Source organism: Ruegeria sp. B1 (genome assembly GCF_056535885.1).
This window is the reverse complement of record NZ_JBQFJA010000001.1, coordinates 540,543-564,132: the sequence shown is the minus strand read 5'-3', so window position 1 is coordinate 564,132 and position 23,590 is coordinate 540,543. Positions and strand designations below refer to the sequence as shown.

At 59.0% G+C, this 23,590-nt stretch carries 21 protein-coding genes and 3 pseudogenes; 9 read left to right on the top strand and 15 right to left on the bottom strand.

What is annotated here, in order from left to right:
- The first annotated feature begins 4 nt into the window (after positions 1-4).
- The 4 genes from ACR3ES_RS02785 to dnaQ are packed head-to-tail and all read left to right on the top strand — an operon-like array spanning position 5 to position 2,739.
- Entirely contained in the window at positions 5-604 is a 600-nt protein-coding gene (locus ACR3ES_RS02785; protein ID WP_170431555.1) for a nucleoside triphosphate pyrophosphatase, read from the top strand.
- Positions 601-1,434, top strand: a complete 834-nt coding sequence (locus ACR3ES_RS02780) for a shikimate dehydrogenase (RefSeq protein ID WP_170431557.1) — start codon at positions 601-603, stop codon at positions 1,432-1,434. Before ACR3ES_RS02785 ends, ACR3ES_RS02780 begins: the two co-directional genes overlap by 4 nt.
- Positions 1,431-2,024, top strand: a complete 594-nt coding sequence (coaE, locus tag ACR3ES_RS02775) for a dephospho-CoA kinase (protein ID WP_170431558.1) — start codon at positions 1,431-1,433, stop codon at positions 2,022-2,024. Before ACR3ES_RS02780 ends, coaE begins: the two co-directional genes overlap by 4 nt.
- Positions 2,017-2,739 (top strand): DNA polymerase III subunit epsilon, encoded by a 723-nt coding sequence (dnaQ, locus tag ACR3ES_RS02770; protein ID WP_170431560.1) that lies wholly within the window; start codon positions 2,017-2,019, stop codon positions 2,737-2,739. The genes coaE and dnaQ overlap by 8 nt, the downstream gene beginning before the upstream one ends.
- A 25-nt stretch (positions 2,740-2,764) precedes the next feature.
- On the opposite strand, the gene secB is transcribed toward dnaQ, so the two are convergent.
- Positions 2,765-3,265, bottom strand: coding sequence for a protein-export chaperone SecB (gene secB / locus ACR3ES_RS02765; RefSeq protein WP_170431563.1), 501 nt, complete (start codon positions 3,263-3,265; stop codon positions 2,765-2,767).
- Between the two features lie 54 nt (positions 3,266-3,319).
- A pseudogene (locus ACR3ES_RS02760) lies at positions 3,320-3,819 on the bottom strand (FxsA family protein).
- Positions 3,820-3,927: 108 nt separating this feature from the next.
- On the opposite strand from ACR3ES_RS02760, the gene ACR3ES_RS02755 reads away from it, so the two are divergent.
- The 3 genes from ACR3ES_RS02755 to ACR3ES_RS02745 are packed head-to-tail and all read left to right on the top strand — an operon-like array spanning position 3,928 to position 6,211.
- Positions 3,928-4,587, top strand: coding sequence for a Tim44/TimA family putative adaptor protein (locus ACR3ES_RS02755; RefSeq protein ID WP_170431567.1), 660 nt, complete (start codon positions 3,928-3,930; stop codon positions 4,585-4,587).
- Positions 4,584-5,624: a murein transglycosylase A gene (gene mltA / locus ACR3ES_RS02750; RefSeq protein ID WP_480424758.1), complete on the top strand. Its 1,041-nt coding sequence runs from the start codon at positions 4,584-4,586 to the stop codon at positions 5,622-5,624. The genes ACR3ES_RS02755 and mltA overlap by 4 nt, the downstream gene beginning before the upstream one ends.
- Complete coding sequence (locus ACR3ES_RS02745) at positions 5,624-6,211, top strand: Smr/MutS family protein (protein ID WP_170431570.1); 588 nt, start codon at positions 5,624-5,626, stop codon at positions 6,209-6,211. Before mltA ends, ACR3ES_RS02745 begins: the two co-directional genes overlap by 1 nt.
- On the opposite strand, the gene ACR3ES_RS02740 is transcribed toward ACR3ES_RS02745, so the two are convergent.
- The 3 genes from ACR3ES_RS02740 to hslU form a co-directional block, all read right to left on the bottom strand.
- Positions 6,208-7,428 carry an MFS transporter gene (locus tag ACR3ES_RS02740; protein WP_170431572.1) on the bottom strand — a complete coding sequence of 407 codons (1,221 nt, stop codon included), beginning with the start codon at positions 7,426-7,428 and terminating at the stop codon, positions 6,208-6,210. The genes ACR3ES_RS02745 and ACR3ES_RS02740 overlap by 4 nt on opposite strands.
- Positions 7,425-8,522, bottom strand: a complete 1,098-nt coding sequence (locus ACR3ES_RS02735) for an alpha/beta fold hydrolase (RefSeq protein ID WP_170431574.1) — start codon at positions 8,520-8,522, stop codon at positions 7,425-7,427. The genes ACR3ES_RS02740 and ACR3ES_RS02735 overlap by 4 nt, the downstream gene beginning before the upstream one ends.
- Before the next feature lie 106 nt (positions 8,523-8,628).
- Positions 8,629-9,936 (bottom strand): ATP-dependent protease ATPase subunit HslU, encoded by a 1,308-nt coding sequence (gene hslU, locus ACR3ES_RS02730; RefSeq protein WP_170431576.1) that lies wholly within the window; start codon positions 9,934-9,936, stop codon positions 8,629-8,631.
- 204 nt (positions 9,937-10,140) lie between these two features.
- Between hslU and ACR3ES_RS02725 the strand changes: the two genes are divergently transcribed.
- Positions 10,141-11,382, top strand: a complete 1,242-nt coding sequence (locus ACR3ES_RS02725) for an MFS transporter (protein WP_170431578.1) — start codon at positions 10,141-10,143, stop codon at positions 11,380-11,382.
- Here the strand turns inward: ACR3ES_RS02725 and hslV are convergent.
- On the bottom strand, positions 11,374-11,931 hold the full coding sequence (hslV, locus tag ACR3ES_RS02720; protein ID WP_170431579.1) for an ATP-dependent protease subunit HslV: 558 nt from the start codon (positions 11,929-11,931) through the stop codon (positions 11,374-11,376). The genes ACR3ES_RS02725 and hslV overlap by 9 nt on opposite strands.
- Positions 11,932-12,128: 197 nt before the next feature.
- Here hslV and ACR3ES_RS02715 point away from each other — a divergent pair, with 197 nt between their 5' ends.
- Positions 12,129-12,323 carry a DUF1127 domain-containing protein gene (locus ACR3ES_RS02715; protein WP_170431581.1) on the top strand — a complete coding sequence of 65 codons (195 nt, stop codon included), beginning with the start codon at positions 12,129-12,131 and terminating at the stop codon, positions 12,321-12,323.
- 59 nt (positions 12,324-12,382) lie between these two features.
- Here the strand turns inward: ACR3ES_RS02715 and ACR3ES_RS02710 are convergent, their stop codons facing one another.
- The 9 genes and pseudogenes from ACR3ES_RS02710 to ACR3ES_RS02670 all read right to left on the bottom strand — a co-directional run bounded on the left by ACR3ES_RS02710 (position 12,383) and on the right by ACR3ES_RS02670 (position 23,573).
- A complete protein-coding gene (locus tag ACR3ES_RS02710; RefSeq protein WP_170431583.1) occupies positions 12,383-12,745 on the bottom strand; it encodes a Lin0512 family protein in 363 nt (120 codons plus the stop codon).
- Positions 12,742-13,092 carry a Lin0512 family protein gene (locus ACR3ES_RS02705; RefSeq protein WP_170431585.1) on the bottom strand — a complete coding sequence of 117 codons (351 nt, stop codon included), beginning with the start codon at positions 13,090-13,092 and terminating at the stop codon, positions 12,742-12,744. Before ACR3ES_RS02705 ends, ACR3ES_RS02710 begins: the two co-directional genes overlap by 4 nt.
- Positions 13,093-13,213: 121 nt before the next feature.
- On the bottom strand, positions 13,214-13,534 hold the full coding sequence (trxA, locus tag ACR3ES_RS02700) for a thioredoxin (RefSeq protein WP_170431587.1): 321 nt from the start codon (positions 13,532-13,534) through the stop codon (positions 13,214-13,216).
- Between the two features lie 60 nt (positions 13,535-13,594).
- A pseudogene (addA, locus tag ACR3ES_RS02695) lies at positions 13,595-16,953 on the bottom strand (double-strand break repair helicase AddA).
- Positions 16,950-19,873 (bottom strand): annotated as a pseudogene (gene addB / locus ACR3ES_RS02690) (double-strand break repair protein AddB). Before addB ends, addA begins: the two co-directional pseudogenes overlap by 4 nt.
- On the bottom strand, positions 19,866-20,552 hold the full coding sequence (locus ACR3ES_RS02685; protein ID WP_170431593.1) for a nucleotidyltransferase family protein: 687 nt from the start codon (positions 20,550-20,552) through the stop codon (positions 19,866-19,868). Before ACR3ES_RS02685 ends, addB begins: the two are co-directional and overlap by 8 nt.
- The gene (locus tag ACR3ES_RS02680) at positions 20,549-21,553 is read right to left on the bottom strand and encodes a phosphotransferase (RefSeq protein ID WP_170431594.1); all 1,005 of its coding nucleotides are present in this window, start codon (positions 21,551-21,553) and stop codon (positions 20,549-20,551) included. Before ACR3ES_RS02680 ends, ACR3ES_RS02685 begins: the two co-directional genes overlap by 4 nt.
- Positions 21,550-22,023: a tRNA (adenosine(37)-N6)-threonylcarbamoyltransferase complex ATPase subunit type 1 TsaE gene (gene tsaE, locus ACR3ES_RS02675; RefSeq protein ID WP_170431595.1), complete on the bottom strand. Its 474-nt coding sequence runs from the start codon at positions 22,021-22,023 to the stop codon at positions 21,550-21,552. The genes ACR3ES_RS02680 and tsaE overlap by 4 nt, the downstream gene beginning before the upstream one ends.
- 41 nt (positions 22,024-22,064) lie before the next feature.
- Entirely contained in the window at positions 22,065-23,573 is a 1,509-nt protein-coding gene (locus ACR3ES_RS02670; protein WP_170431596.1) for a PAS-domain containing protein, read from the bottom strand.
- Positions 23,574-23,590: the final 17 nt, after the last annotated feature.

The window sequence follows — 23,590 nt, the reverse complement described above, 5'->3', positions numbered from 1 at the left end:
CCACATGACTGTCCCCATCGTCCTCGCTTCAGGGTCTGCCATTCGGGCGCAATTACTCAGGAACGCTCAGGTCCCGTTCACGGTTCAGATCGCCCGCGTGGATGAGGATACCATGAAACGCGCCTTGTTGGCCGAGAACGCATCCCCGCGTGACATTGCCGATATGCTAGCGGAAATGAAAGCCCGCAAAATCAGCGACAAGAGTCCAGGCGCCATGGTTCTGGGTTGTGATCAGGTTCTGGACTTCGAAGGGCGATTGCTGTCAAAACCCGAAAGCCCTGAGGACGCGCTGGCGCAGCTAAAGGCGCTGCGTGGTAAACGGCACATGTTATTGTCTGCCGCGGTAATTTATCAGGACGGGGAACCGATCTGGAGGCATGTCGGGCAGGTTCGTCTGCGCATGCGTGCCAGTTCGGACGCATACCTAAAAGACTACGTGGCGCGAAACTGGGATAGCATTCGGCACGCAGTCGGGGCCTATAGGCTAGAGGAAGAGGGCGTGCGTCTGTTTGCCAGCATTGACGGCGACTACTTTAACGTTTTGGGTATGCCCTTGTTGGAGCTTCTAAACTATCTGGCTGTCAAAGGGGTAATCAAGCAATGACCGACTATCGGATTCCTCTGGCCGGGGTCATCGGGCATCCCGTTGCGCATTCACGGTCTCCGAAACTGCACGGGCATTGGTTGAAAACCTATGACTTGCCGGGACATTACATTCCAATGGATGTCGCGCAGGCAGATCTGGAAAATGTTCTGCGCACCCTGCCAAAGGCCGGTTTTGTCGGCGCGAACGTAACGGTTCCGCATAAAGAGGCTGCCTTGAGACTAGCGGATCACGTATCGGACCGGGCCTCGGTTATTGGGGCAGCAAATACGCTTGTGTTCAGGGAAGATGGCGCCATCCACGCAGACAATACAGACGGCTACGGTTTCATGGAAAACCTGCGTCGCGGAGCGCCGGACTGGAATGCACAGGATGGTCCGGTTGTTGTGTTCGGCGCCGGCGGGGCCGCGCGGGCGGTGCTGCAAGCACTGGGCGATGCGGGTGTGCCGGAGATTCTGCTGACAAACCGCACGCGCACTCGGGCTGATCATCTGAAAGAAGAGTTTGGCCAGCGCATTACAGTGATCGATTGGGTTCAGGCCGGCAACGTCATCGAGGACGCGGAGCTGGTGGTCAACACTACGTCGCTGGGAATGCAGGGCCAGCCAGACCTGCGCGTGCCGCTGGACGGCCTGCAGCCCGGCGCGGTTGTCACCGATCTGGTCTATGTGCCCTTGAAAACCCGGCTTTTGCAAACCGCCGAAGAGGCAGGATGCACCGCGGTCGACGGTCTGGGCATGCTGTTACATCAGGCTGTGCCCGGCTTCGAACGGTGGTTTGGACTGCGTCCCGAGGTTGACGCTGAAACGCGCGCGGCGACTTTGGCATGAGCTTTGCCCTTGGCCTGACAGGATCCATCGGCATGGGCAAAAGCACGACGGCACAGATGTTTGTTGAAGAGGGCTGTGCCCTTTGGGACGCTGACGCAGCTGTGCACCGGCTGTATTCCAAAGATGGCGCTGCGGTCGAACCCATCCGCACCACTTTTCCGTCCGCCGTCGTGGACAACGCGGTCAGCCGGGATGCGCTGAAACGGATCATTTCAGACACGCCAAGCGCCCTGAAAACCATAGAGTACATTGTACACCCACTGGTCGCAGAGGATCGAGCGGCGTTCCGGTCGCAAACAGCAGCAGAGATTGTAGTGTTCGACATTCCATTGCTGTTCGAAATTGGTGGCGAAGCGGCGATGGACGCTGTGGCCTGCGTTTCAATCCCAGAAGCAGAACAAAAGCGCCGCGTTTTGGAACGGGGAACGATGACCGAAGCACAGTTTGAGCAGATTCTCAGCAAGCAAATGCCCAACGATGAGAAATGCGCCCGGTCAGATTACGTGATTATCACCGACACTCTGGACCACGCCCGCGCTCAGGTGCAGGATATCGTCAGGCAGATACGGGCGGGGATAGCAGATGCGTGAAATTGTACTTGATACCGAAACCACCGGTTTCGACCCGGATGGTGGGGATCGGATTGTGGAAATCGGGGCGGTCGAACTCTGGAATCACGTGGCCACCGGCGAAACCTATCACGTCTACATCAATCCCGAACGGTCGATGCCCGAGGAAGCCTTTGGTGTACACGGTATCGGGCCCGATCTGCTGGAAACGCCGCGCCCGGCGGAAAAAGGCGAGGTCACCTTAAAAGACAAACCTGTCTTTTCTAAGGTTGGTCAGGGGTTTCGCGACTTTGTGGGTGAAGCCAAGCTGGTAATCCATAACGCATCCTTTGACATGAAGTTTCTGAATGCGGAACTGAAATGGATTGGGCTGCAACCCATTCCGATGGATCAGGCACTCGACACGCTTGCCATTGCGCGCAAGCGGTTTCCGGGGTCGCCTGCATCTTTGGATGCACTGTGCCGGCGATTCAACATCGACAACTCAAACCGCGTTTTGCACGGGGCGCTACTCGACTCGGAAATACTAGCCGAGGTGTATCTGGAACTGATTGGTGGGCGGCAGCCCGACTTTGGGCTGTCCTCATCGGGCGCAACGGCAGCAGGCGGAGGCGAGGAGTGGCGGCCTGTACCTAGGGACGCGCCACTTCCATCCCGGATCACCGAGGATGAACGCGCAGCACATAGGAAATTCGTGGAAAAACTGGGCGAAAACGCCCTATGGACCCGCGCCTGAACCGATCAGGCACGGGTCATAATCTTCAGGCGTCTGTTTTCTGGGCCTGCTCGGCCTGACGGCGCAACAGTTCATTGCGGTACAAAGACACAAAGTCGATGGTGTCCAGATTGACCGGCGGGTATCCACCGTCGCGGGTGACGTCGCTGACGATCCGACGCAGGAACGGGAACAGCATACGCGGGCATTCGATCATCAGGAACGGGTGCATCTGATCTTCTGGCACGCCTTCCACGTGGAACAAGCCGCAATAGTCGATCTCGAACAGGAACAGAACGTCCTCCAGCCCTTTGGCCTTGGACTTCAGGTTCAGTTTGATCGCAACTTCGTATTGATGATCCTGCTGACGCTTTTTGGCATCCAGGTTCACCTGAACCGAGATTTCGGGCTGCACGTCTCCAGACACGCCCTTTTGGGCCATCACGTTTTCAAAGGACATGTCACGGATGAACTGTCCTAGAACGCGCATCTGTACCTGGGGGGCAGCTTGGGCCGCAGTGTTTTCTGCAGTGTTTTCTTCGGCCATGGATCTACTCCAAAAATAAAATTCGCCACTGCTTAGCAAGTTGGGCCGGGTACCTCAATGCTGGTGCGGACCTTCAACCCATTTGGACGGTTTTGACGGGTCTTTTTGGGGCCGAACCTCGGTAAATTCGCCATCAATGACGTCGTCCTGATCAAACGGGTTGCGCTGACCCCGAAACCCGGGGCCGGGTCCCATTTGAAACTGGGTGACGGTGACTTTGGACTTCAGATAGCGGAAGACCGCCACCCGAACGCCTGGAACCAGCAAGGCAAAGCCGACCGCGTCGGTAAAAACCCGGGCGTCAGCAGCAAGGCGCCGGACAGCAGGATCATGGCACCATGGGCCAGCGGCTCGGTCGGATCGTCAAGCTCGGCAAAGGACCGCTGTAGATTGCCCAGCGCCATGCGACCTTGTGTCCGCACCAGAACGGTGCCTAAAACCGCAGTCAGGACTACAATGGCCAGCGTCGGCCATAGACCGATCAGACCACCAACCTGGATGAACAGGGCGATCTCGATGATCGGAACCAATAAAAAAGCCAAGAACAGGTACATTTGCGGTATCCTTTACCATAGGCCGGGCTGTGGACTTGCCACGAACTGTCACCTACATAGTGGCATGAGGCCGCATACACAAAGTTCCGGCGCTGAAAAGAGGACGAAATGAACTCACCCCTGATCCAGCTTCTGGTGCTGGCCGGAATTGCGATTTTCCTGATCCTGCGCCTGAGAAGCGTACTGGGAACGCGTGAAGGCTTTGAAAAGCCGCCGCTGCAAAAGCAGTCCGACGCCAATAACTCGCGCCGCGATTTCGAGGTGATTGAAGGCGGTCCGGATCACGATATCACCGACCATGTTCCCGAAGACAGCGAACAGGCGCAGGTACTGGCTGCGATGAAACGGGTCGAGCCTGCGTTTTCCGTTGGCGAATTCGTGCAGGGTGCCCGTGGTGCGTATGAGATGATCGTGATGGGATTCGAGCGCGGTAATCTGGACGAAATCCAGCCCTTCCTGTCGGAAGAGGTGTTCGACACCTTTGTGTCGGTCGTGGCCGCACGCGAAGACCAGGGCCTGACCATCGAGGCCGAATTTGTCGGCGTGCGTGAAACCACCCTGAGCGATGCAAAATTCGACAAGGATACCAATCAGGCGGAAATCACCATGCGCTTTGTTGGCGAGCTGACCTCGGTCGTGCGCGACCGCGGCGGCGATATCATCGAAGGCAACCCCAACACCATCAAACGCCAAAAGGACAGCTGGACCTTTGCCCGTGTCATGGGCAAAGACGATCCGAACTGGCTGCTTGTTGCCACGGACGCATGATTGCAACGCTCCGGTCGCTATGTCTGGTGGGCGCTATGACCACCGCCAGCGCCGCCGGAGCCGACGCGACGCGGTCCATTCTCTCGTTTGACGAACTCGATGGCTGGGCCGCCGACGATCACGGGGCGGCCCTTTCTGTATTTCTGAACACATGCGGGGATCTTGGGGATCCGGATTGGCGTGCGCTGTGTGGGGTTGCGCAAACCTACGAACCGGATGCCGCTCGCGCGTTCTTTGAATTGTTTTTTCGCCCCGTTTTGGTCGAAGACGGCAAGGATGCCCTGTTTACCGGATATTTCGAGCCAGAGCTTGACGGGTCCCGGACCCGATCTGACCGGTTCAAGTATCCGCTCTACCGTATTCCGCCCGAGGCTCGCGCAGAAGGCAAGTGGTTGAGCAGGCGTGAGATTCTGACGGGTGACGTCATGAACGGCCGGGGGCTGGAAATTGCCTGGGTCGACGACCCTGTCGAGCTGTTCTTTCTGCAGATCCAAGGCTCGGGGCGTGTCCGGTTGCCGGACGGTACCGCTCTGCGCGTGGGGTATGGCGGCGCAAATGGGCATCCCTATCGCTCAATTGGAGTCGAGTTGATCCGACGGGGTATACTTGGAGCTCATGAGGTCAGCGCCCAGATGATCCGCGCCTGGGTGCGCCGAAATCCCGAAGCCGGGACCGAGCTGTTGTTTCACAACCCGTCCTATGTGTTTTTTCGCGAGGTCACGCGCGTTGCGCCTGAATTTGGGCCATTGGGCGCGATGAACCGGTCGGTGACAACGATGCGCAGCATTGCGGCTGATCCGGCTTATACACCGCTGGGCGCACCGGTCTGGGTGGAGAAGGATGGAGAAGATCCTCTGCGACGGCTGATGACTGCACAGGACACCGGCTCTGCGATCAAGGGGGCCCAGCGCGCCGATATCTTCTTTGGGACCGGGGATGAGGCCGGACAGGCGGCGGGTCAGCTCAAAGACCCTGGCCGGATGGTCGTATTGCTGCCGATCCAGCGTGCATATGCAATGTTGCCGGATGAGTTCTGATGGCGCGGCGCAAATTGACGGCGGATGAAATCGAACTGTGGCGCAAAGTGGCAAAACAGACCGAGAGACTGCACCCTGAAATTCCGCAGACGGTGCATCCGACCTCGCTGCCCAAACCTAAACCCACCAAATCGCCGAAACCCCGCTTGGATGCGTTCGAACCCGGCCAGAAAGCGCCGACAAAGCAGGGTGCAAACGCTCTGAAGCCATCAGTCACCGAGGACCTTCGTGCCAGACCGGTTCAAATGGACACCAAGGCTTTTGCCCGCATGAAGCGTGGCAAGCTCAAGCCTGAGGGAAAGCTGGATCTGCACGGGATGCGCGTCGACAATGCACATCCTGCCCTGATCCGCTTTGTCCTGAATGCGCAGGCGTCCGGTAAGCGGCTCGTTCTGGTGGTCACCGGCAAAGGCAAGGACCGGGATGAGCCCGGCCCGATCCCGACCCCGCGTGGCGTGTTGCGCAATCAGGTGCCGCAATGGCTGTCATTGCCGCCGCTGGCACAGGCGGTTCTGCAGGTGACGCCTGCACATATCAGCCATGGTGGCGACGGAGCCTACTATGTCTACCTGCGCCGGGTTCGTTAGAACGTACGCACTGCGCGGGATACCCCGACATAGATCAGACCGCAGACCAGAACGAAGCCACCGCCGATCCACAGGAACTGCGTGTCCAGAGAGACGCCAAAGTCAATCAGTAGGCCGGTCAAACCCGGTCCGATTGCGGACCCCAGAACCATGACAGCTGTGGCCATGGCCTTGATGGCACCGATATGTCGCGTGCCATAGAACTCGGCCCAGAACGCGCTGGGCAAGGTACTGTTCGCCCCAACGGTCAGTCCCAGAAGGATCAAGCCCAGCAGCGCGCCGCTGATCGACGTAGCAACGGACAGGACAACAAAGCCAAGCGCGATGGGTAGTTGGTAGTACGGCATCATGCGCGCCGTACCCCATTTGTCCAACGCCCACCCTGCCGCGAACATCGACAGTAGAGACACCCCCGTAAACACCGGGAACAAGGCCACCAGTTGGATGTGCTGCCAGCCTTTGATCTCGGCCAGGTAAACCTGATGAAAGAAGAACGCGGTTATGAACGCGGACGGCGCCATCACCGACGGCATCATGAACCAGAACAGCGGGTTGACCAAAGCCTCAAGCCGCGACCAGTGCCGCCCTTCCATCCCAGTGGCGGTGTAAGCGTCGGTCAGGCTTTGCGGCGTTCTTTCGAGACGCAACAGGCGTGTCAGAACGGGCACTCCCAGGATGGTGATGCAGGCTGCCACCACCCACAACCAGCGCCAGTCCAGAAAGGCCATCGCCGCGACAAAGACCAATGGCAACAGGGCCTCTCCAATTGCGTACCCGGCTGAGGCGATGGACAGTGCCTTTCCGCGTGTCGCGGTGAACCAGCGCGCCATGGCAACAACGGCGAGATGTGTACTCATCCCCTGACCGAACAGGCGCAGGCAGAAGATTACGACCGGCAAAAGGGCCAGCCAGGTATTCGCGGCCATTGCCAGAGCAGCGAGGGCGACACCCAACAAAACGGCAGGGCCCAGAACCCGGACGCGAAAGAAATCCGTCAAGCCGCCGGCCCAGATCATGACAATCGCGGCCCCGGTTGTTCCCAGCGTGTACAACCCGCCCCATCCGCCATGGCTCAATCCGAATTCGGCACGAATGTCACCTGCGAAGATCGAGATAAAGAACGTTTGGCCAAAGCTGGACAGAAAAGTCAGCAAGACGCCCGCGCTCAACCACGTGGCATTCTGAACGAGATAGTCCCGGAGGCTGAACCGTGTCACGGAGCGCTGACCTGCGGCTGACCGGTTCCTGTCAGCACGATTTCGGTCGCCCCATCGGTGTTTCGTTCGGTCGGCGGAACCAGACCGTCTATGCCGGGTCGATCCCGCCCAAAGGTTCGGTTGACACGACGGACCGAACTGAGCAGTGACAGCAGCGCAGGTGAGGTCGCTGCCACGAAATGCGATGATCCGGCATCGCTGTTGAAGGCCGTCGTGTCGATCACGCTGATGGGATAATCCGCCAGTTGCGCAACGGAGTCGATGTTGCCCAGCCGTTTGCTGTCCGCAGTGCCGCGCAGCCTGGCCGAGATATTCAGGACTTTGTCCTTTTGCGATACCATCACCACAAACGGGTCTGGCGGGGTTTTGATGCTATTCATCTGCGTGCGGAACAGGTCGACATCCAGATCCGGTGAAATCAGAATGACGCCTGCTATGTTGCGGCGGGACCAGCCCGGTTGGCGCAGTTCGGCCTGACGCATCATTTCCATTGTAAGCGCGCCGCCCATGGAGTGTGCAACAATATTGACGTGAGTCACGCCCATGGATTTCAGCTCGCGCACGGTCCGTTCCAATCCGTCCCGTGCAAAAAGCATGCTGTCCAGATCGTAGGCATAGCCGACCCCGCGCGCCTGACTGGGCCATGAGTAGATCAGGATTGAGCCGGGAATACCGATATCATGAGCCACTTGTGCAGCCCGGAACACGGTCTCGGTTTGCGTCGCGTTGTAGCCATGCACAAAGATCGTGACTTCGTTGACGCCTTTCAGCCGATTGCCCAGGTCCTGCGGTCCTGTGAACTCTGTGACACCAGCCAGGACAAACTGGGTGTTCGGATCCGGATTCGCGTAGGAAAAATTGAGCGATCCGGGCGTGTGGGATGGCGGAATCGACACTGTCATCTCGAGATAGCGCAGCTGCTCGGCACGGCGGTACCCGTAAGAGCCATCGGTTTCACGAGCGCGGGAGGTCACGGCAAACACGGTCTCGGGCGTGCCGACGCGCAGCGCGTCCGGAACCGTCTCGGAGACCGAACGGTCAACACAAGCACTCAGCGACAAAGCGGTCAGCAGGACAAAGAAATAGCGCAGCACAATCAGATCTCAGCATGTCTTGCGGCTACGCTATCGATTTCTGCCCCTGCGTCCAGAGACGAGGCGCCGCAATACCGTGAAATACGGCAAGTTCCGGCCGGTCTGGTTACAGAACGTAACGGCTCAGGTCCGCCGATTTGGTCAGCTCACCCAAGTTATCGCTGACAAATTGCGCATCGACCGTGATTTCTGTTCCGGCCTTATCCGGCGCCTCAAAGGACAGCTCTTCGAAGACACGTTCCATCACCGTATGCAGCCGTCTTGCGCCGATATTCTCGATGCTCTGGTTCACGTCAGCCGCAATCTTGGCCAGCGCGGCGATGCCATCGTTGGTAAAGGTGACGGTGACTTCCTCGGTGCCCATCAGGGCGGTGTACTGGAGGGTCAGGGCGTTGTCGGTTTCGGTCAAGATGCGCACAAAGTCTTCCTCTGTCAGTGCGCGCAGTTCAACACGGATCGGCAGGCGGCCCTGCAGTTCTGGCAACAGGTCCGAGGGCTTGGCGATATGAAACGCGCCAGACGCGATGAACAGGATATGGTCGGTTTTGACCGGACCGTGTTTGGTCGAGACCGTCGTGCCCTCGATCAAAGGCAGCAGATCGCGCTGCACCCCTTCGCGGCTGACATCGCCACCACGGGCATCTGTTCGCGCGCAGACCTTGTCAATCTCATCCAAGAAGATGATGCCGTTCTGCTCGACCGAGTCCAAAGCTGCGCGGGTCACGGTTTCATCGTCCAGCAGTTTGTCGGCCTCTTCCCCGATCAAGGTGTCATAGCTTTCGGCAACGGTCATGCGGCGTTTGACGGTGCGCCCGCCGAACGCTTTGCCAAAGATGTCCCCAAGGTTCATCATGCCCATCTGGCTGCCGGGCTGTCCGGGTACGTCGAACATCGGCATGGGATTTGAGCTGTCGACAACCTCGAGTTCGATCACGGTATCGTCTAGCTCACCGGCCTTGAGTTTTTTTCGGAACATTTCTCGCGTTGCGTCGCGCGCATCCTCGCCGGCGATGGCTTCGATCACGCGGTCTTCTGCGGCCAGATAAGCTTTGGCTTTGACGTCCTCGCGCATGTATTCGCGGGTTTGCAGGATGGCGGCGTCGGCCAGATCGCGCACGATCTGTTCCACGTCGCGCCCGACATAACCGACTTCGGTAAACTTGGTCGCCTCGACCTTGATGAACGGCGCGCGGGCCAGCTTGGCCAGCCGACGGCTGATTTCCGTTTTACCAACGCCCGTGGGCCCGATCATCAGAATATTCTTTGGATAGACCTCATCGCGAATGTCATCCGCCAGCTGCTTGCGCCGCCAGCGATTGCGCAAAGCAACGGCGACCGCGCGCTTTGCGTCCTTCTGACCGATGATAAAGCGATCCAGTTCCGAGACAATCTCGCGCGGGGTCAGGTCGGTCAAGGGGCAGTCCTCTCACTCAGCATAGGTAACATCCGGCTTAGGTAGTCACTGCATTTGCGAAAACAACCAAGCCGTTTTCCGTCGGCAGCGCTGGTTAGCAACGCTTCATCGGGTTTGCAAATGCTTTCCTCAAACAGCGCCATTAGGTGAAGCGGCTGCCGTCTGCTAAAGTGTTTTCAATGGTTTGAGGGTCAGGGTTTTGGAATGACGAAGATTGCCAAGGTTACCTTGCTGTTCGTGGTGTTTGTAGATCTGATCGGGCAGGGCCTTGTTTTTCCCATCATCAACTCACTGATCATGGAGACAAAGTCCGGATTTCTGCCTGAAAGCACAGCCACGGGGCGTCGGCATTTCTACTACGGGCTGGTGATCGGCTGCTTCTTCCTGTCCTGGTTTCTGGGGGTGGTCTATGTGTCCAAGGTCTCGGATTCCATTGGACGAAAGAATGCCCTTCTGGTCTGCTTGGCTGGTGCGCTGGCAGGATATGCGCTGACCATTGTCGCACTCTACATCAACAGTCTGCTGCTGCTGATCATTGGCCGTTCGATCACCGGGTTCACCGCCGGCAACCAACCCATCGCGCAGGCGGCTATGATCGATGGGAGCACCGATGCCGCCGATCGCGATCGCAACATGGGTTACATCGTAACTGGCGTCAGCTTTGGCTTGGTGGGCGGCCCGATTATCGGGGCAGTTCTGTCGGACTCTGCGTTGCTGGGAAGCGCTGCGACCCTGAAAACGCCCTTCTACGGGGCCTTTGTTCTGGTCCTGATCGCGATATTCCTGGTGATCACGTTCTTTAAGGACACAAGGTCCGAGCGGGCGCCCTTTGTCTTCCGCCCGCGTGACATCACCGATAGCCTGATTGCGGTGCGCGGGCATCCGATGGTGCTGAAAATCATGCCGGTTTACGCTCTGTTCATGATCGCCAATGTGACGTTCTACGTGTTTGTCGACAACTTCCTGACCAGCGCCTTTGGCTATGGCGTGATCGGGGGCAGCGTGGCGATGGTGGTCATCGGCTTTGCCCTGGCCTTTTCTAGTACGTTCCTTGTTAAACCCGCGCAGGAGCGGTTCAGCAAGCATTCGATCATCTATACATCGCTGCTGGTCATGGTGATCTGCGGCTTTGCCTTTGCCTTCAGCCCCAGCGGCGTGTTCAGCTACGTCCCGGTGTTCTTCTTCTACTTCTTCTTTGGTGTTTCCTACCCGACCCTGCTGGGCCTGTTTTCCTCATCCGTCAGCGAAACCGATCAGGGCTGGGTCATGGGCGTCACCACGGCCGTGTTCTGTCTGGCGGGCGGGGTCATGTCGCTGATCGGCGGCGGATTGATGAGCATCGACATCCGGCTGCCCTACTACATCGTAATCGTCACCGCGATCCTGGGTCTGATCGGCATGCACCTGCGGTGGAAAGGCAAGGAAATCTCGACCCTCTTAGCCTGAGATCGCCTCGACCGTCAGATTTCCGTTGGTGTAGACGCAGATATCTGCGGCAATTGCCATGGATTGACGGGCGACCTCTTCCGCAGATTTGTCGCCATCCATCATCGCGCGCGCGGCGGCCAGGGCAAAGTTTCCGCCGGACCCGATGGCAGCCACGTTATGTTCGGGCTCCAGCACATCCCCTGCCCCGGTGATGACGAACAGGTCTTTTCCATCGGTGACGATCAGCATCGCCTCGAGCTTTTGCAGGTATTTGTCGGTGCGCCAGTCTTTGGCAAGTTCAACCGACGCGCGCGCCAGTTGACCGGGCGTGGCTTCAAGCTTGGCTTCGAGCCGTTCGAGCAGCGTAAAGGCATCTGCGGTCGACCCGGCAAAGCCTGCGACGATCTCGAACCCGCCGGGGGACAGGCGGCGCACCTTGCGTGCGGTGCCTTTGATCACGGTCTGGCCCAGGCTGACCTGCCCGTCACCCGCGATGACGATCTGACCGCCCTTTTTGACGCCGATGATCGTTGTTCCGTGCCAACCGGGAAAATCATTGTCTGCCATGCAGGCCTCCGTTCTTACCGGCGCTATATATGGGCCGCGCGCCGGTTCGGCGCAACCCGTTCTAAAACTGCACAAAAGATATGCACAGGACGCAATTCGGGGTTACCAGACCAGCAATTGTGAGTCGGAGGGTCGGACACTATGTGAGGCTTACAACCGACAAGGGGTCGGCTGTTTCAAATCCAAGGACTGCGCAAATGGCAACCACAGCAAACATCCATGCGCCGCTCGGAGCAGCTACCATCCTGCACGTAGTGGACGCGTTCTATAAAGCCTACGACGACGTTGTCGTATGGAATGAATCCCGCAAAACCCGCAAGATCCTGTCGGGTCTGACAGACGCCCAGCTGGACGATATCGGCCTGGAGCGCGCGGATATCGCAAAACTCTGATCCCACCCGGATCCAAGATTTGGAACGGCCGCCCGGATCTCCGAGCGGCTTTTTCCATGTCAGCATTGCCTGTATTTGCCCGTCTGATCCGGTAGATACGCTTCAATCGCGGCGGTTGCGACCACGTGGCGTTCGCCTGAGGCCTCATCGAAGACATCCAGACCGCCTTTGACCGCGTGCACCTCGGCCCTGCCCCGGGGCAGATCTGCAGCGACGCGTGCGCAGTCCACGTTTTCCGGTTGCTGAACAGCGATTGTGACGCGCACACGCATTTCGTTGTGGTCGAGTCCCAGCTTTGAAAACAAGGTGATCGAGGAATGGTGCAAGGCGTCCTGCACGGCCCGGCACGCGGCTTTGGTATAGTCCTGCCCATACAGGTCGTTTCCGGTGCCCATTTCCAGAATGATGCGTTTTTCACTCATTGCGCGGGTTCCATGTCAAACGATACGATCACAGCGGCATTGGCGATCACCGTCTGGCCCTGCCCGCCCGGTTTTCCCACGTCCAAACCGCCATGGTTGACCGTGATGCTTGGCCGCCCATACGGAAAAATGGCCAAAAGCTCTTGAACATCGACCTGATCCGGCTGCTGCACGCCGATTTCCGCGTCAATGATCATCGCTTCCTTCGGAAATCCAAACAGCTCGGCCATGTTGATCGAGTTATGCCACAGCGCGTCCTTGATGGCGCGCGCTGCAGCCTGCGTATAGTCCGCGCGCCGCAAAGACGTTCCCATCCCGAATTCCACAAGTACCCGTGTCTTGGCCATGTGTATTTCCCGATTCCTTAGGACTGAACTGATGTGTGCTGGATGATCGCCAGATGTCGCTGGCCCAACGAAAAAGGCGCCCCGATCAGGACGCCTTTGGTATCTTTCGGTAGAAACCCGATCAGATCGACTCGTCAATCCAGCTTTGCAGGGCAGCCTTGGGTGCAGCGCCCGCGCGGTTTGAAACAACCTGACCGTCTTTGAAGATGAACAAGGCCGGTATGCCACGAACACCCATTGCGGCGGCAGCGTTCGGGTTGCTGTCGACGTCAACCTTGGCGATCTTCAGTTTTTCGCCGTATTCGGTTGCCAGCTCTTCCAGTGCGGGGCCGATCTGCTTACAGGGTCCGCACCATTCGGCCCAGAAATCCACTACGACTGGGACATCCGAGTTCTTGACTTCGGCGTCAAATGTTTCGTCGGTGACGGCTACGGTCGACATACTCTGTCTCCTGAATGAGATGCGCTTGGGCAGTGAACGTATGTGCGGCTGTGGGTGAGGTCAAGATATCTGGGCGCGGCCCAACGCATCTGTCACAAGATCGTGTGGCAGCCACATCAGCTCGGCCGTTCGCGTCCACAGAATTGCTGTGCGAATCTCCCTGTCCGGATAGATTTGAGACAGCGCCTGCGCGTATGCTCCCATCTGTCGTAACAAACCGTCCGGGCAGGCCTCAGCCCGATCCGGGACCGTTGCATTCGATTTGAAATCAATCACTTGTATGTCGGTGTCCGTCACGATCAGCCTGTCGATGACCCCGTGCATGCGCCACCCGTTTAGCTCGGCTGAGACAGGAACCTCGGCCAAAGCGCCAGAGGCAAAGATGGGCTGCAAATGATCTGCTTTGAGAACGCGGGATGCTTCGACCAAAATCTCCTGCCGATCCGTATCCTGCATATCGGGCAGAACCCGCGCGCATAGCTGTGGCCAGTTGCCGGGCTCTGTGTCCGGCATGTGTTCCAGCAGGAGATGCAGCCGGGTTCCGCGCAGCTTGGCCGCCTCCTCATCCTGACCGGCATCGCCTGGCAAAGCTTTGGCTCCGCCAAGGTCAGATGGGCTGATCGTCCCTGCGTCAGTAACCGGTACTTGCGCGGGGTGCAGAAACAGGTCTGGCAAGGCGTCCAAGATGCCGGATGGTTCAGCGCGATCTGTCGATGGAAGCCCGTCCCAGTCCCCATGCGACAGCCGACGGGTCTGCGACCCAGGCACTTGAACGGCCCCGGCACGCTCCATCGCGGCGTCGACCATCTGATACCAACTGGTCCCATCCTTACCGACATCCCCCGCCGCCGCGACAATCAACCACTTTTCGGCCCGTGTTAGAGCCACATAGAGCAACCTTAGCCGCTCATTCTCCTCCTTTCGCCGCGCTTCGATGCGTGCCTTGGCGATCAGATGCGGAGATGTGTCTGACGGCACTTTCCAAACAGGAATGCCGTCTGCGACCATGATTTCCGCGTCGCGCGGTGCTTGTCGCTTGCCGGTGTCCGGCAGAATCACGATGGGCGATTCCAACCCTTTGGCGCCATGCACGGTCATCACGCGGATCATATTGCCGACACCGCTCATCTGCCGTTTGATTTCCAGATCATCGGTCTGCATCCAGACCAGAAACCCGGTCAGACTGGGAATATCCGTCCGTTCATAGGCAAGGGCCTGAGACAACAGAGCGTTGATCCCGTCTTCGGCCTCGGCACCGAGACGGCCAAGCAATTTGCGCCGTCCATCGTGGCGGGTCAGGATGCGTTCGATCAGGTCGTAGGGGCGGAGAAAGTCGATTTGCCCGCGCAGATCGTCCAATACGGCCAGTGTTTCCGGGAAGTCTTCGGCGCGTCTGCGCAGTGCCACCCATAAGAACGGTTCATCCCGCCGGTGGGCCAGGTCAAAAAGCTGCTGTTCCGTCCACCCAAACAGCGGAGATTTCAGGACGGTGGCCAGCGACAGGCTGTCTTCGGGTGTCGCCAAGAAGCTCAGCAAGGCGGCAAGGTCCTTGACCGCCAGCTCCGCGCCCACTTTCAGGCGGTCGGCCCCGGCAATAGGAAGCTGCTTGGCCTTGCACGCGCGAATGATCTCGGCGAACAGGTCCGATCGGCGCTGCACGAGGATCAAAAAGTCGCCTGGCCGCACGGGTCGGCGCGTAAACGTGCCGGACGGGTCTGCATCCTCGGGGATGGTTTGGCCCGTGTCGATCATGGATTTGATCTGGCAGGCAATCTTTTCCGCCAAGATGACCGTGTGATGCTGGGCCCCCGGCCGGTCCACCGGGTCGGTCCAATGCGCGTCCTCTGTGTCTTCGACCTTCTCAACCACGGGCCACAGATCGACCCGTCCTGGTAAGCCGGTTTTGAAAGCGATGTGAAGCGCTTCGTCCTGAAACCCGGCCTCAGCATGGTTTTCAAACAGAATATTCACCAAAGACAGGATCGCGCTTGAGGACCGAAAGGAATGCGCAAGCTCAGAAACCTCAAGTTTAGAGCCTGCTTCCGCCAGTTTTCGCCCAAACTCGGCCTGCATCCGGTCAAAGGCTTGCGGGTCCGCGCCCTGGAACGAATAAATCGACTGTTTTTTGTCCCCAACCACAAAGATCGTGCGTTCAATGTCCGACCGGGCCCCTTCCCCGCTGGTGAATTCCTGCGCCAGCTTCTCGATCACATCCCATTGGTCCGGGCTGGTGTCTTGTGCCTCGTCCACCAGAATATGGTCGATGCCGCCGTCCAGTCGGTAGAGAACCCATTCCGCCACCGCAGGATCATTCAACACCTGCCGCGCGCGCAGGATCAGATCGTCAAAATCGAGCCAGCCGCGCAGCTGTTTCCGACGCTCATATTCCGGAAGAAAAGCGGCAGCAAAGCGGTGCAGGACCAGGGTTTTTTGCGCAGCATACAGTGCAAGCCGTTGTTCGCGTGCCGCCTCGACCCGTGTCATCAGCGCTTCTATCTTTGGCATCCGGTCTGCCAACACGCCTTCTCGTAAGGCTTTGGTCGGAAAGCTGCCAATCTTAGCTGTGAACGGCTCTTTTGCAGTTTTACCGGTCAGCAAAACGCTCTCCAATAGGGGCAGAGCGTCAATACGGGCTTCTGTAAATCTGGCAAGCTTCGCGGCCGCTTTGGCGTTGTTGCCACCGTTTTCTGTCAGCGCGGGCAGAATGGATTGAACCAGTTGAACTTCATCGCCTTGAAAGACCTTAGCACGCAGGACACCCTCGTCGAACCCGTCAGGCAATCCAAAACATTGCGCGACATCGCGCCAGTCTAATGGGTCCGAAAAAGGCTCCGCCGCTGCGTTACTGCTGCGGTCAATGTGTCAAAGCCAGTATCGGTTACAAATCCCGCAACGTCTTCGATCAAAGCGGCCTGAGGCCCTTCGGCAAAGCCCTCGATGATTTCTTCACGCAGCAAAGCAGCGGCGCGGTCCTCCATCTCGGTAAATTGCGGGCTGACGCCAGCCTCTAGCGGGAAACGGCGCAGGAGCGATGCGCAGAACGAGTGAATCGTCTGGATCTTTAAACCGCCTGGTGTCTCGATCGCGCGGGCGAACAACGTACGGGCCTGAGCCAGCTGGTCGTCGTCAATCGATCCGGAAACGCCCAGTTCCGTGAGGTTTCTTCGAAGATCATCACTGCCGCGCATCGCCCATTCCCCAAGGCGATCAAACAGCCGGTTCTGCATCTCGCTTGCTGCAGCCTTAGTATAGGTCAGGCACAGAATATGCTGGGGCTGTACCCCGTCCAGCAACAGCCGTGCGACGCGATCCGTCAGTACGCGCGTCTTGCCCGAGCCCGCATTGGCCGCCAGCCAGGTCGAGGCATCGGGGCGTGCAGCCTTGACCTGCCGCTCCGTGGCATCGTTGCGCGTTCTCATGTCATGTCCTCAGGGAAGGTATCGGCAGTGCGATCCCATTCGCCGAACCGCGCCAGGTGATCATAATCGCCATGGTCTGAGTCTTTGTGCAGCATGCGGCGGGAGGAATAGCCCTGATCAGGCTCTAAATAGGCGGAAACAAGCTCTCTGAGTTCGGCCAACACCTTGTCAGTCGGTTCACCGGCCAATGGGGCCGCGACCTCTCGGTAGGTTCCGCCCATGCCGATGAACACCGCCTCCGCGACGGCGGTGGGGTCAAACCCGTCGAGACCACCCTGTTCTGCGATGGCTGCTTCGATCAGCAACTGTTTTTCAAATTTGGCCTGTTGGCTTTCGGTGGGTGGCGCGCCGGTTTTGTAGTCGATGATCCGCAGGGCACCCCGGCTGTTGCGGTCGATCCGGTCGGCGCGGCCGGTGATCGTGAACTCCAGCGGGGTCAGCGCCAGGCGCATCGCGGCCTCGAACGCAACTGGCCCTCCGTCACCGCGGCGCGCTATTTCAGCCCGAAGGAAGTCATCTGCGATCCGATCCAGCCGTGCGAGCCACAGTTTGCGCGCGGTGGGCCATGCGACATGGTCCTCAAGCAGCGTGCCGGCGCGTTTGATAAAGTTCTCTCGCGTCAGCAATGCTGCGTCGAGGACGCTGGATTTGATAAACTGCTCCAGAACCTCGTGGATGACGATACCGCGCAGTCGGGCATCCGGCGCCTGAACCAGGGGATCCAATGGCCGCAGCCGCAACACGTATTTCGCGTAAATTGCATAGGGATCGCGGATCAGCCGTTTGACGTCGGTCACTGTCAGCTGACGAGGGCGCGCCGCGACCGGCGGTCTTGGGGAGGGACGGTGTGCGGCCGCAATTTCGGGGGCGTGTTCAAGTGTTTCGGACCAGCCAAGCCACTTTTGGCCGCGGTTTCGCATGTCGGACAAGGCCTCGGGGCCACCCTGGTCAGGCAGACCGTTCAGCAGGTTTGTCAGGCGGTTCAGCCAGCGCGACGGCACGGTTTGCGCGTCCTCCGACCGTGTGGCCCGCGTCAGCCAGACCTCAGGTGCGGCGATGGCTTGCTGAAAATCATGCGCGGACAGACCGATCCGGCGTTCCGGCAGCAACAGCCCGGCCTGGTCCCGCATCTGACGGTTCAACCAAGGGTCCGGCGCGGGCGTTTCGGGCCAACTGCCTTCGTTCAGACCCCCGAGAATCAAAAGCTCCGCGCACTGAACGCGGGCCTCCAGCGTGCCCCAGATCATGATATGCGGATGCGGCGCGTCGCGATCGCGAACCTCTTCGCCGGCCAGCAAGGCGCCCAGAAGGTCCGAAAAGTCATGGGCCGTCATTGTGCCGCCATGATGCGCCTCGGCCTCGAGCGTTGTCAGCACGGCCAAAGCCTTTTGGCCGGCGTTCTTATCCCAGAGCGTTCCGGGTTCCCCCGTGCTGCCTGCCGATATCACCTGGGCCAGAGTACGCAGGGTCTCGACCCACTTGGTCAAAGGCTGTGTGCCAGTGACCTGTCGGTCGCAAAACTGATCGACAAGCCACGTGGTCCACGTGGCAGGCACATCCTTGCGCATTGCAAAAGCGGTCAGGCTGGCGCTGTCTGGAAAGGGGGGGCCGTTTCGGCGCAGGTCCAATTCCAGATCGCGGGTGTGCAGGAGATGGCTCCCGCGTTCTCCGCCATCATGGCAGAGCGGGTGTTTGAGCAGCGTTAACAGCGCCTCACCGTCCAGCCGATGGGTAAAAAGCTCCGCTGCGTGACGCAGGAACCGGCCCGGGGGTGACAGTTGCAGCGGCAGTCCGGCACTGTCATCGGGCAGAATGTTCCACCGGCCCAAAGCGGCGCTGACCTGCCGCGTCAGCATCCGGTCGGGTGTGATCAAAGCTGCGGTCTGCCCGGTCTCGGCGGCTTGGCGCAAGCGCAGCGCAATGGCCAAAGCCTCGGACCGTGGAGATTGCGCCTCGATCAGCGTCAGATCCTGTGTTGCGGCGTGAAGATCAGTCAGCTGAGGCCCTTCGGTCATCCAGGCATCTGTTATGGGCGCTGGGCGCAGGGCCAATGACACGAGGCGGTTTCGCGCAGGCGAGGGGCCTGACGATCCGTCCATCGCACGATCTGATCCGGTGACAGGTCCAGTTCCCGCATCAGTTTTCGGAACCGATACTGCGGGTGATCCTCTGACGTCAGGGCTTCGTCCAGATTGTGCCAAACCGGGTCGGGCTGATCGAAATCATACCCCGGCAAAATGACGGCCCCTTGCGGCAACCGTGCTACCGCCTTCATTAGCATCAGCGTTGTGCCGCGCGAGCCCGTCGACCCCGCAAGGATGACGGGGTAGTTCGGCGGGGTATCTTGCCATCGCGCGATCAGGTTCTCGACCACATGCCGTTGCCGGGCCTGTGCATCCATGGCATCCGACTCTGTCCCGACAAAATGATCGGTAATCCCGATGAACGCCTGTGCCCGGGCCCAATGGCCGGACATATCGCTGACATCAAGCTGGCGGATCGCTTCCGGTGACACTCCTTCGCCCTGCATCTCATCCATCAATGCTGCAAGGCTGTCGGACAGGTCAAACAGCGATGACCGAGCTGCCAAGTCGGGTTGCTGGTCTAGAAGCTTTGCAATCAGCTGTGTCAGTTCCAGCCGACGGCGCAGCGGAGAAATCGCGGGGGGGAGCCGCGCCAGATCCGTCATCTCGCCGAGATCGGTAACCAGCGATATCCGAGGCAACAGGCCCGGAGGGCCCTGATCGAACAGATCTCGTACCCGTCTGGCCATCCGGCGGGTGTTGACCACCAGTTGGACCCGCGCCATGGCTTCGGGCGGGTCTGAGATGCGGGCGCGCAGACCTGCGACCAGATCCTTGGGAAAATCCACGCCCGGTGGAACGGCGAAGACACGGGGTTGGGCGGTTGGGTCAAACATCCGCAAGCAGACTTTCGGCCAACGCAATACCCTCGGGTGTACCGACGTCACACCATCGCCCAGGATACTCCAACGCAAACAGTCGACCTTGATCCTGGATGCGATCCCAGAGCCAGTTCAGCGAAAACGCCTTTTCCTGAAAAGCTCGCAAGCCGTCTGTTTTGAGGATTTGCGCCCCGCCATACACCAGTCCGGGCCCCCGTGTGATGCGCCCGTCCTTGTCGGCGGTGAAATCGCCGGGCCCTGCGTGACCGAGTACGCGATCTGTTAGGATGCACATCAACAGCGCATCCATCCGCTGCGGGTCCCAAGCGTTTTGTAGCAATGTCAGGGGATTAGGGCCTGCCCAGATCGCATCTGAATTCATCGTGAAAACCGGGTTGGACCTGAGCAAGGGCAGGGCTGCACGCAACCCGCCGCCGGTCTCCAGAATGTCCGGTTCTTCCCGAGACAGCATTACGCCTTTGGGTGCTAGGTGTGCCTCCATCTGGTCGGCACGATAGTGCAGGTTGGCCACGACACGCAGATCGCCGTGTGCCTCGACATGCTCAAGCGCGTGATCTATCAGCGGCTTTCCTGCCACCTCGATCAGCGGTTTGGGCGCGTTTTTGGTCAGTGCACCCATGCGGGTGCCAAAGCCGGCCGCAAACAACATGAGGGCCTCGGGCGACTGGATCATGCCGCCCTCAGCTTTGCCAGATTGTAGGGCGTCGGTTCGGGCAGCGCATCGCGTAACAGCTGTGCCACTGACACCAGTGCAGGGTGTTCCAGGTCGCGCATCAGATGCGCCCAGGTGGCCGGGATCAGATCAACGTATTGCGGTTTGCCATAATCGGTGGCCAGCCGTGCAAACCCGCCCAGAATACGCAGATTGCGCTGTGCGCCCAGAACATTGTAGGCAGTGCGGAAATCATGGTCGTTCATCCCGGTGGCCATCAGGTAGCGATCAATCATCCGCATTTCGATACTGACCGGAACAGACCGGCGCACATCCTGCAACAGGGACATCAGGTCATAGGCTGGGTGTCCCAGCATCGCGGACTGAAAATCCAGCAACCCGACCCGTTGAAGGCCCTGCCGATCAGGCAACCAGATCAGGTTTTCCGCGTGGTAATCGCGTTGGATGACCACTTTGACACCTGATGTTTCGCGGTGCAGAAGGTCCGAGAACCGGTTCTCGAACCGATCTAGGGCATCTGTGTCATAAGACCCCAAAATCCCTTGCGTATATTTGGTGAAAGACAGCGCGGCCAGCTCGGTCATCAGCGCAGGGTCATAAGAGGGCAGCGAGAGGGATGGTGAATCATGCAGATGGATCAGCACATCTGTGGCCGCTTCGTACAGTTCGCGTTCCCTTTTCGGGTTGCGCCGCAAAACCCGGGCAAACAGATCATCGCCCAAATCTTCCAATAGCAGAAACCCAAATTCGGCGTCTTTCGCAAAAATTTCCGGCGCACTCAGACCAATAGACCGCAGGTATTCCGCGACGCGCACAAATGCGTGGACATCTTCGCCTTTGTCCGGGGGGGCGTCCATGAAAATAGCGGTATGGCCTGTGGCCGGATCGGTCAGACGCTCATACCTGCGGTTCGAGGCATCCCCGGCCAAAAACGCACGTTCGGCACCTGCCCATTGCGTCTGTGCAATCAGGGCCTGGGCCAGCACCGTCCGGTTTGTCATGTGACATTCTCCAATTTCGGTGCCCATTTCGGGTCGGACCAGGACAGGGTCAAGTGTCGGGTCTCCATATCATTTGGGTCGGTTTGAAATTTCAGTGTCAGCGCGGTCGGCGGGATCAGCGGACCCAGCTTGTCTGGCCATTCCACCAGGCACAGGGCGGTGTCGAATGCCTCGATCAACCCCAGTTCCTCAATCTCTTCTGTTGTGCTGATACGGTACAGATCGCAATGCCAGATATCGCCTGCAGATGTCTCGTAGGATTGTACCAGCGTAAAGGTGGGCGAGGGGACATCCTCGGGGTCGGTCATCCGAGATTGAATGAGGCTGCGTGCAAAGTGAGTCTTACCACTGCCGATCTTACCGTCCAGCAGAATGATGTCGCCAGGTCCGAGGTGATTGGCCAATCCCGCAGCAAATGCGGCGGTTTTCTTGGGCGACTCCAACTTAATCTTTAGGGGCGGCTTGGTCATGGCGCCACAATGACCTCGCCTCCGGCCCGCTGCAACCCGGTTCAGGCGCTGACTTTCTGCACCCCCCGGCTGGTGGGTGATTTCCTGTCTGCGGCAAAACGCACGATGGTTGCCCCGTTTTGCATTGGCGTGATCGTACAGTCCAGATTGGTGCCATTGCGCATCTGAATCTCAGCCGACCATTCCGTCCGGTCGTCGTGCATTTCTACAAAGTCACGTATTTCACCCAGAATCGGAGTGGCCATGCAGCTTTCCTGCCATTTCCGCGTCACATCCGTAAGGGACTCGGGCTCGAATCCGGCTTCATGGGTGTCGTCCCACATCTGCTGATAGGCATAGTTTGTCAGGGCCAGGTTTCCGTCACCTGAAAAGACGGCGATGGCATCGGCCAGCTTGTCCAGAATGGATTGCATCAGATCCATTTCTGAACGGAACCGCCGGGTCAACGTGATCTCGGCGGTGATGTCTTCGAACAAAAACGCAACGGCGCCATCCGGATGCGGACGCCCACTCACGGAGTAAACGGATCCGGACGGCAGAGACCACGTCTCCTGGAAGTTGCCATCCTCCGCGGCTTCGAGGAGATCGTTCATTTGCCGACGCCAACTGCGGTAATTTTTGGGTTCGGGCATCATGTGCTGATCCCGCAGCCTGTCAAAAAAACTGGACAGACTGGGGCGGCAACTCAGGAAATCGGGCGGCAGCGCCGTCAGGTCGATCAGTGCAGGGTTAAACAGGGCCAACTGGCGATTTCGGTCGAAAATAGCAAGCCCGATCGACAGCTGCGCAAATGTCTTGGTCATCGTCTGAACAAACTTGCGCTGGGCCGTTTCAGCCTCGACAATCGCGTTGACGTCGGCCGCGTAACAGAGCCGGCCTTCGTCGCGCTCGATTTGAGACAGATCGAACCATAGCTTGTTTGCGCCGCCGTTTACGGCAACGGAAACGCGGAACTTTCCGCTGGAGCGCGCCTCGTCCCGGGTGGCCGAAAACAGAGGCTCTGTCAGATCGGCATCCTGACCGCGCACCTTGCGCACCAGCGCGACGTAGGCGGCATTGCACCACAAGACCCGGCTGTTGTGGCCCAGAAGCCAGACCGGATAGGGCGCCTGGTCCATTGCGAGGCGGATGGGATCGTTCGGGTCGCGCAGCACCGCGCTCGACGCTTTGGACAGTTCGCGCAGCTGCACGCGGACAATGCCATCAATCCACTGGCAGAGCACCTCGCGTTCGACCGAGAAGTCAATGGCGGAGACCACCAGATCACCATGATCGCGAATGGCTTCAGGCGTTTCGGGAAAGGTTGGGAAATCCCGTTGCAGAAGGCGGCGCAGATCATCCCAGTCGCCAACATGTTCAAAACCCGCAAGTGCAATATCCGAGTGGCTGATCAAACGATGACCATCAAACAGAAACACCGCATCAAACAAAGAAGACGGCGAGAACAGCCCATATCCGTCGTCACGCTGCACACGCGGCGGCGCCAGCCATTGAATCGCGAAACAACATGAAACCAGACTGATCGCGGCCAGAATGATCCAGTCGGCCATTTTTCACCCCATACCTG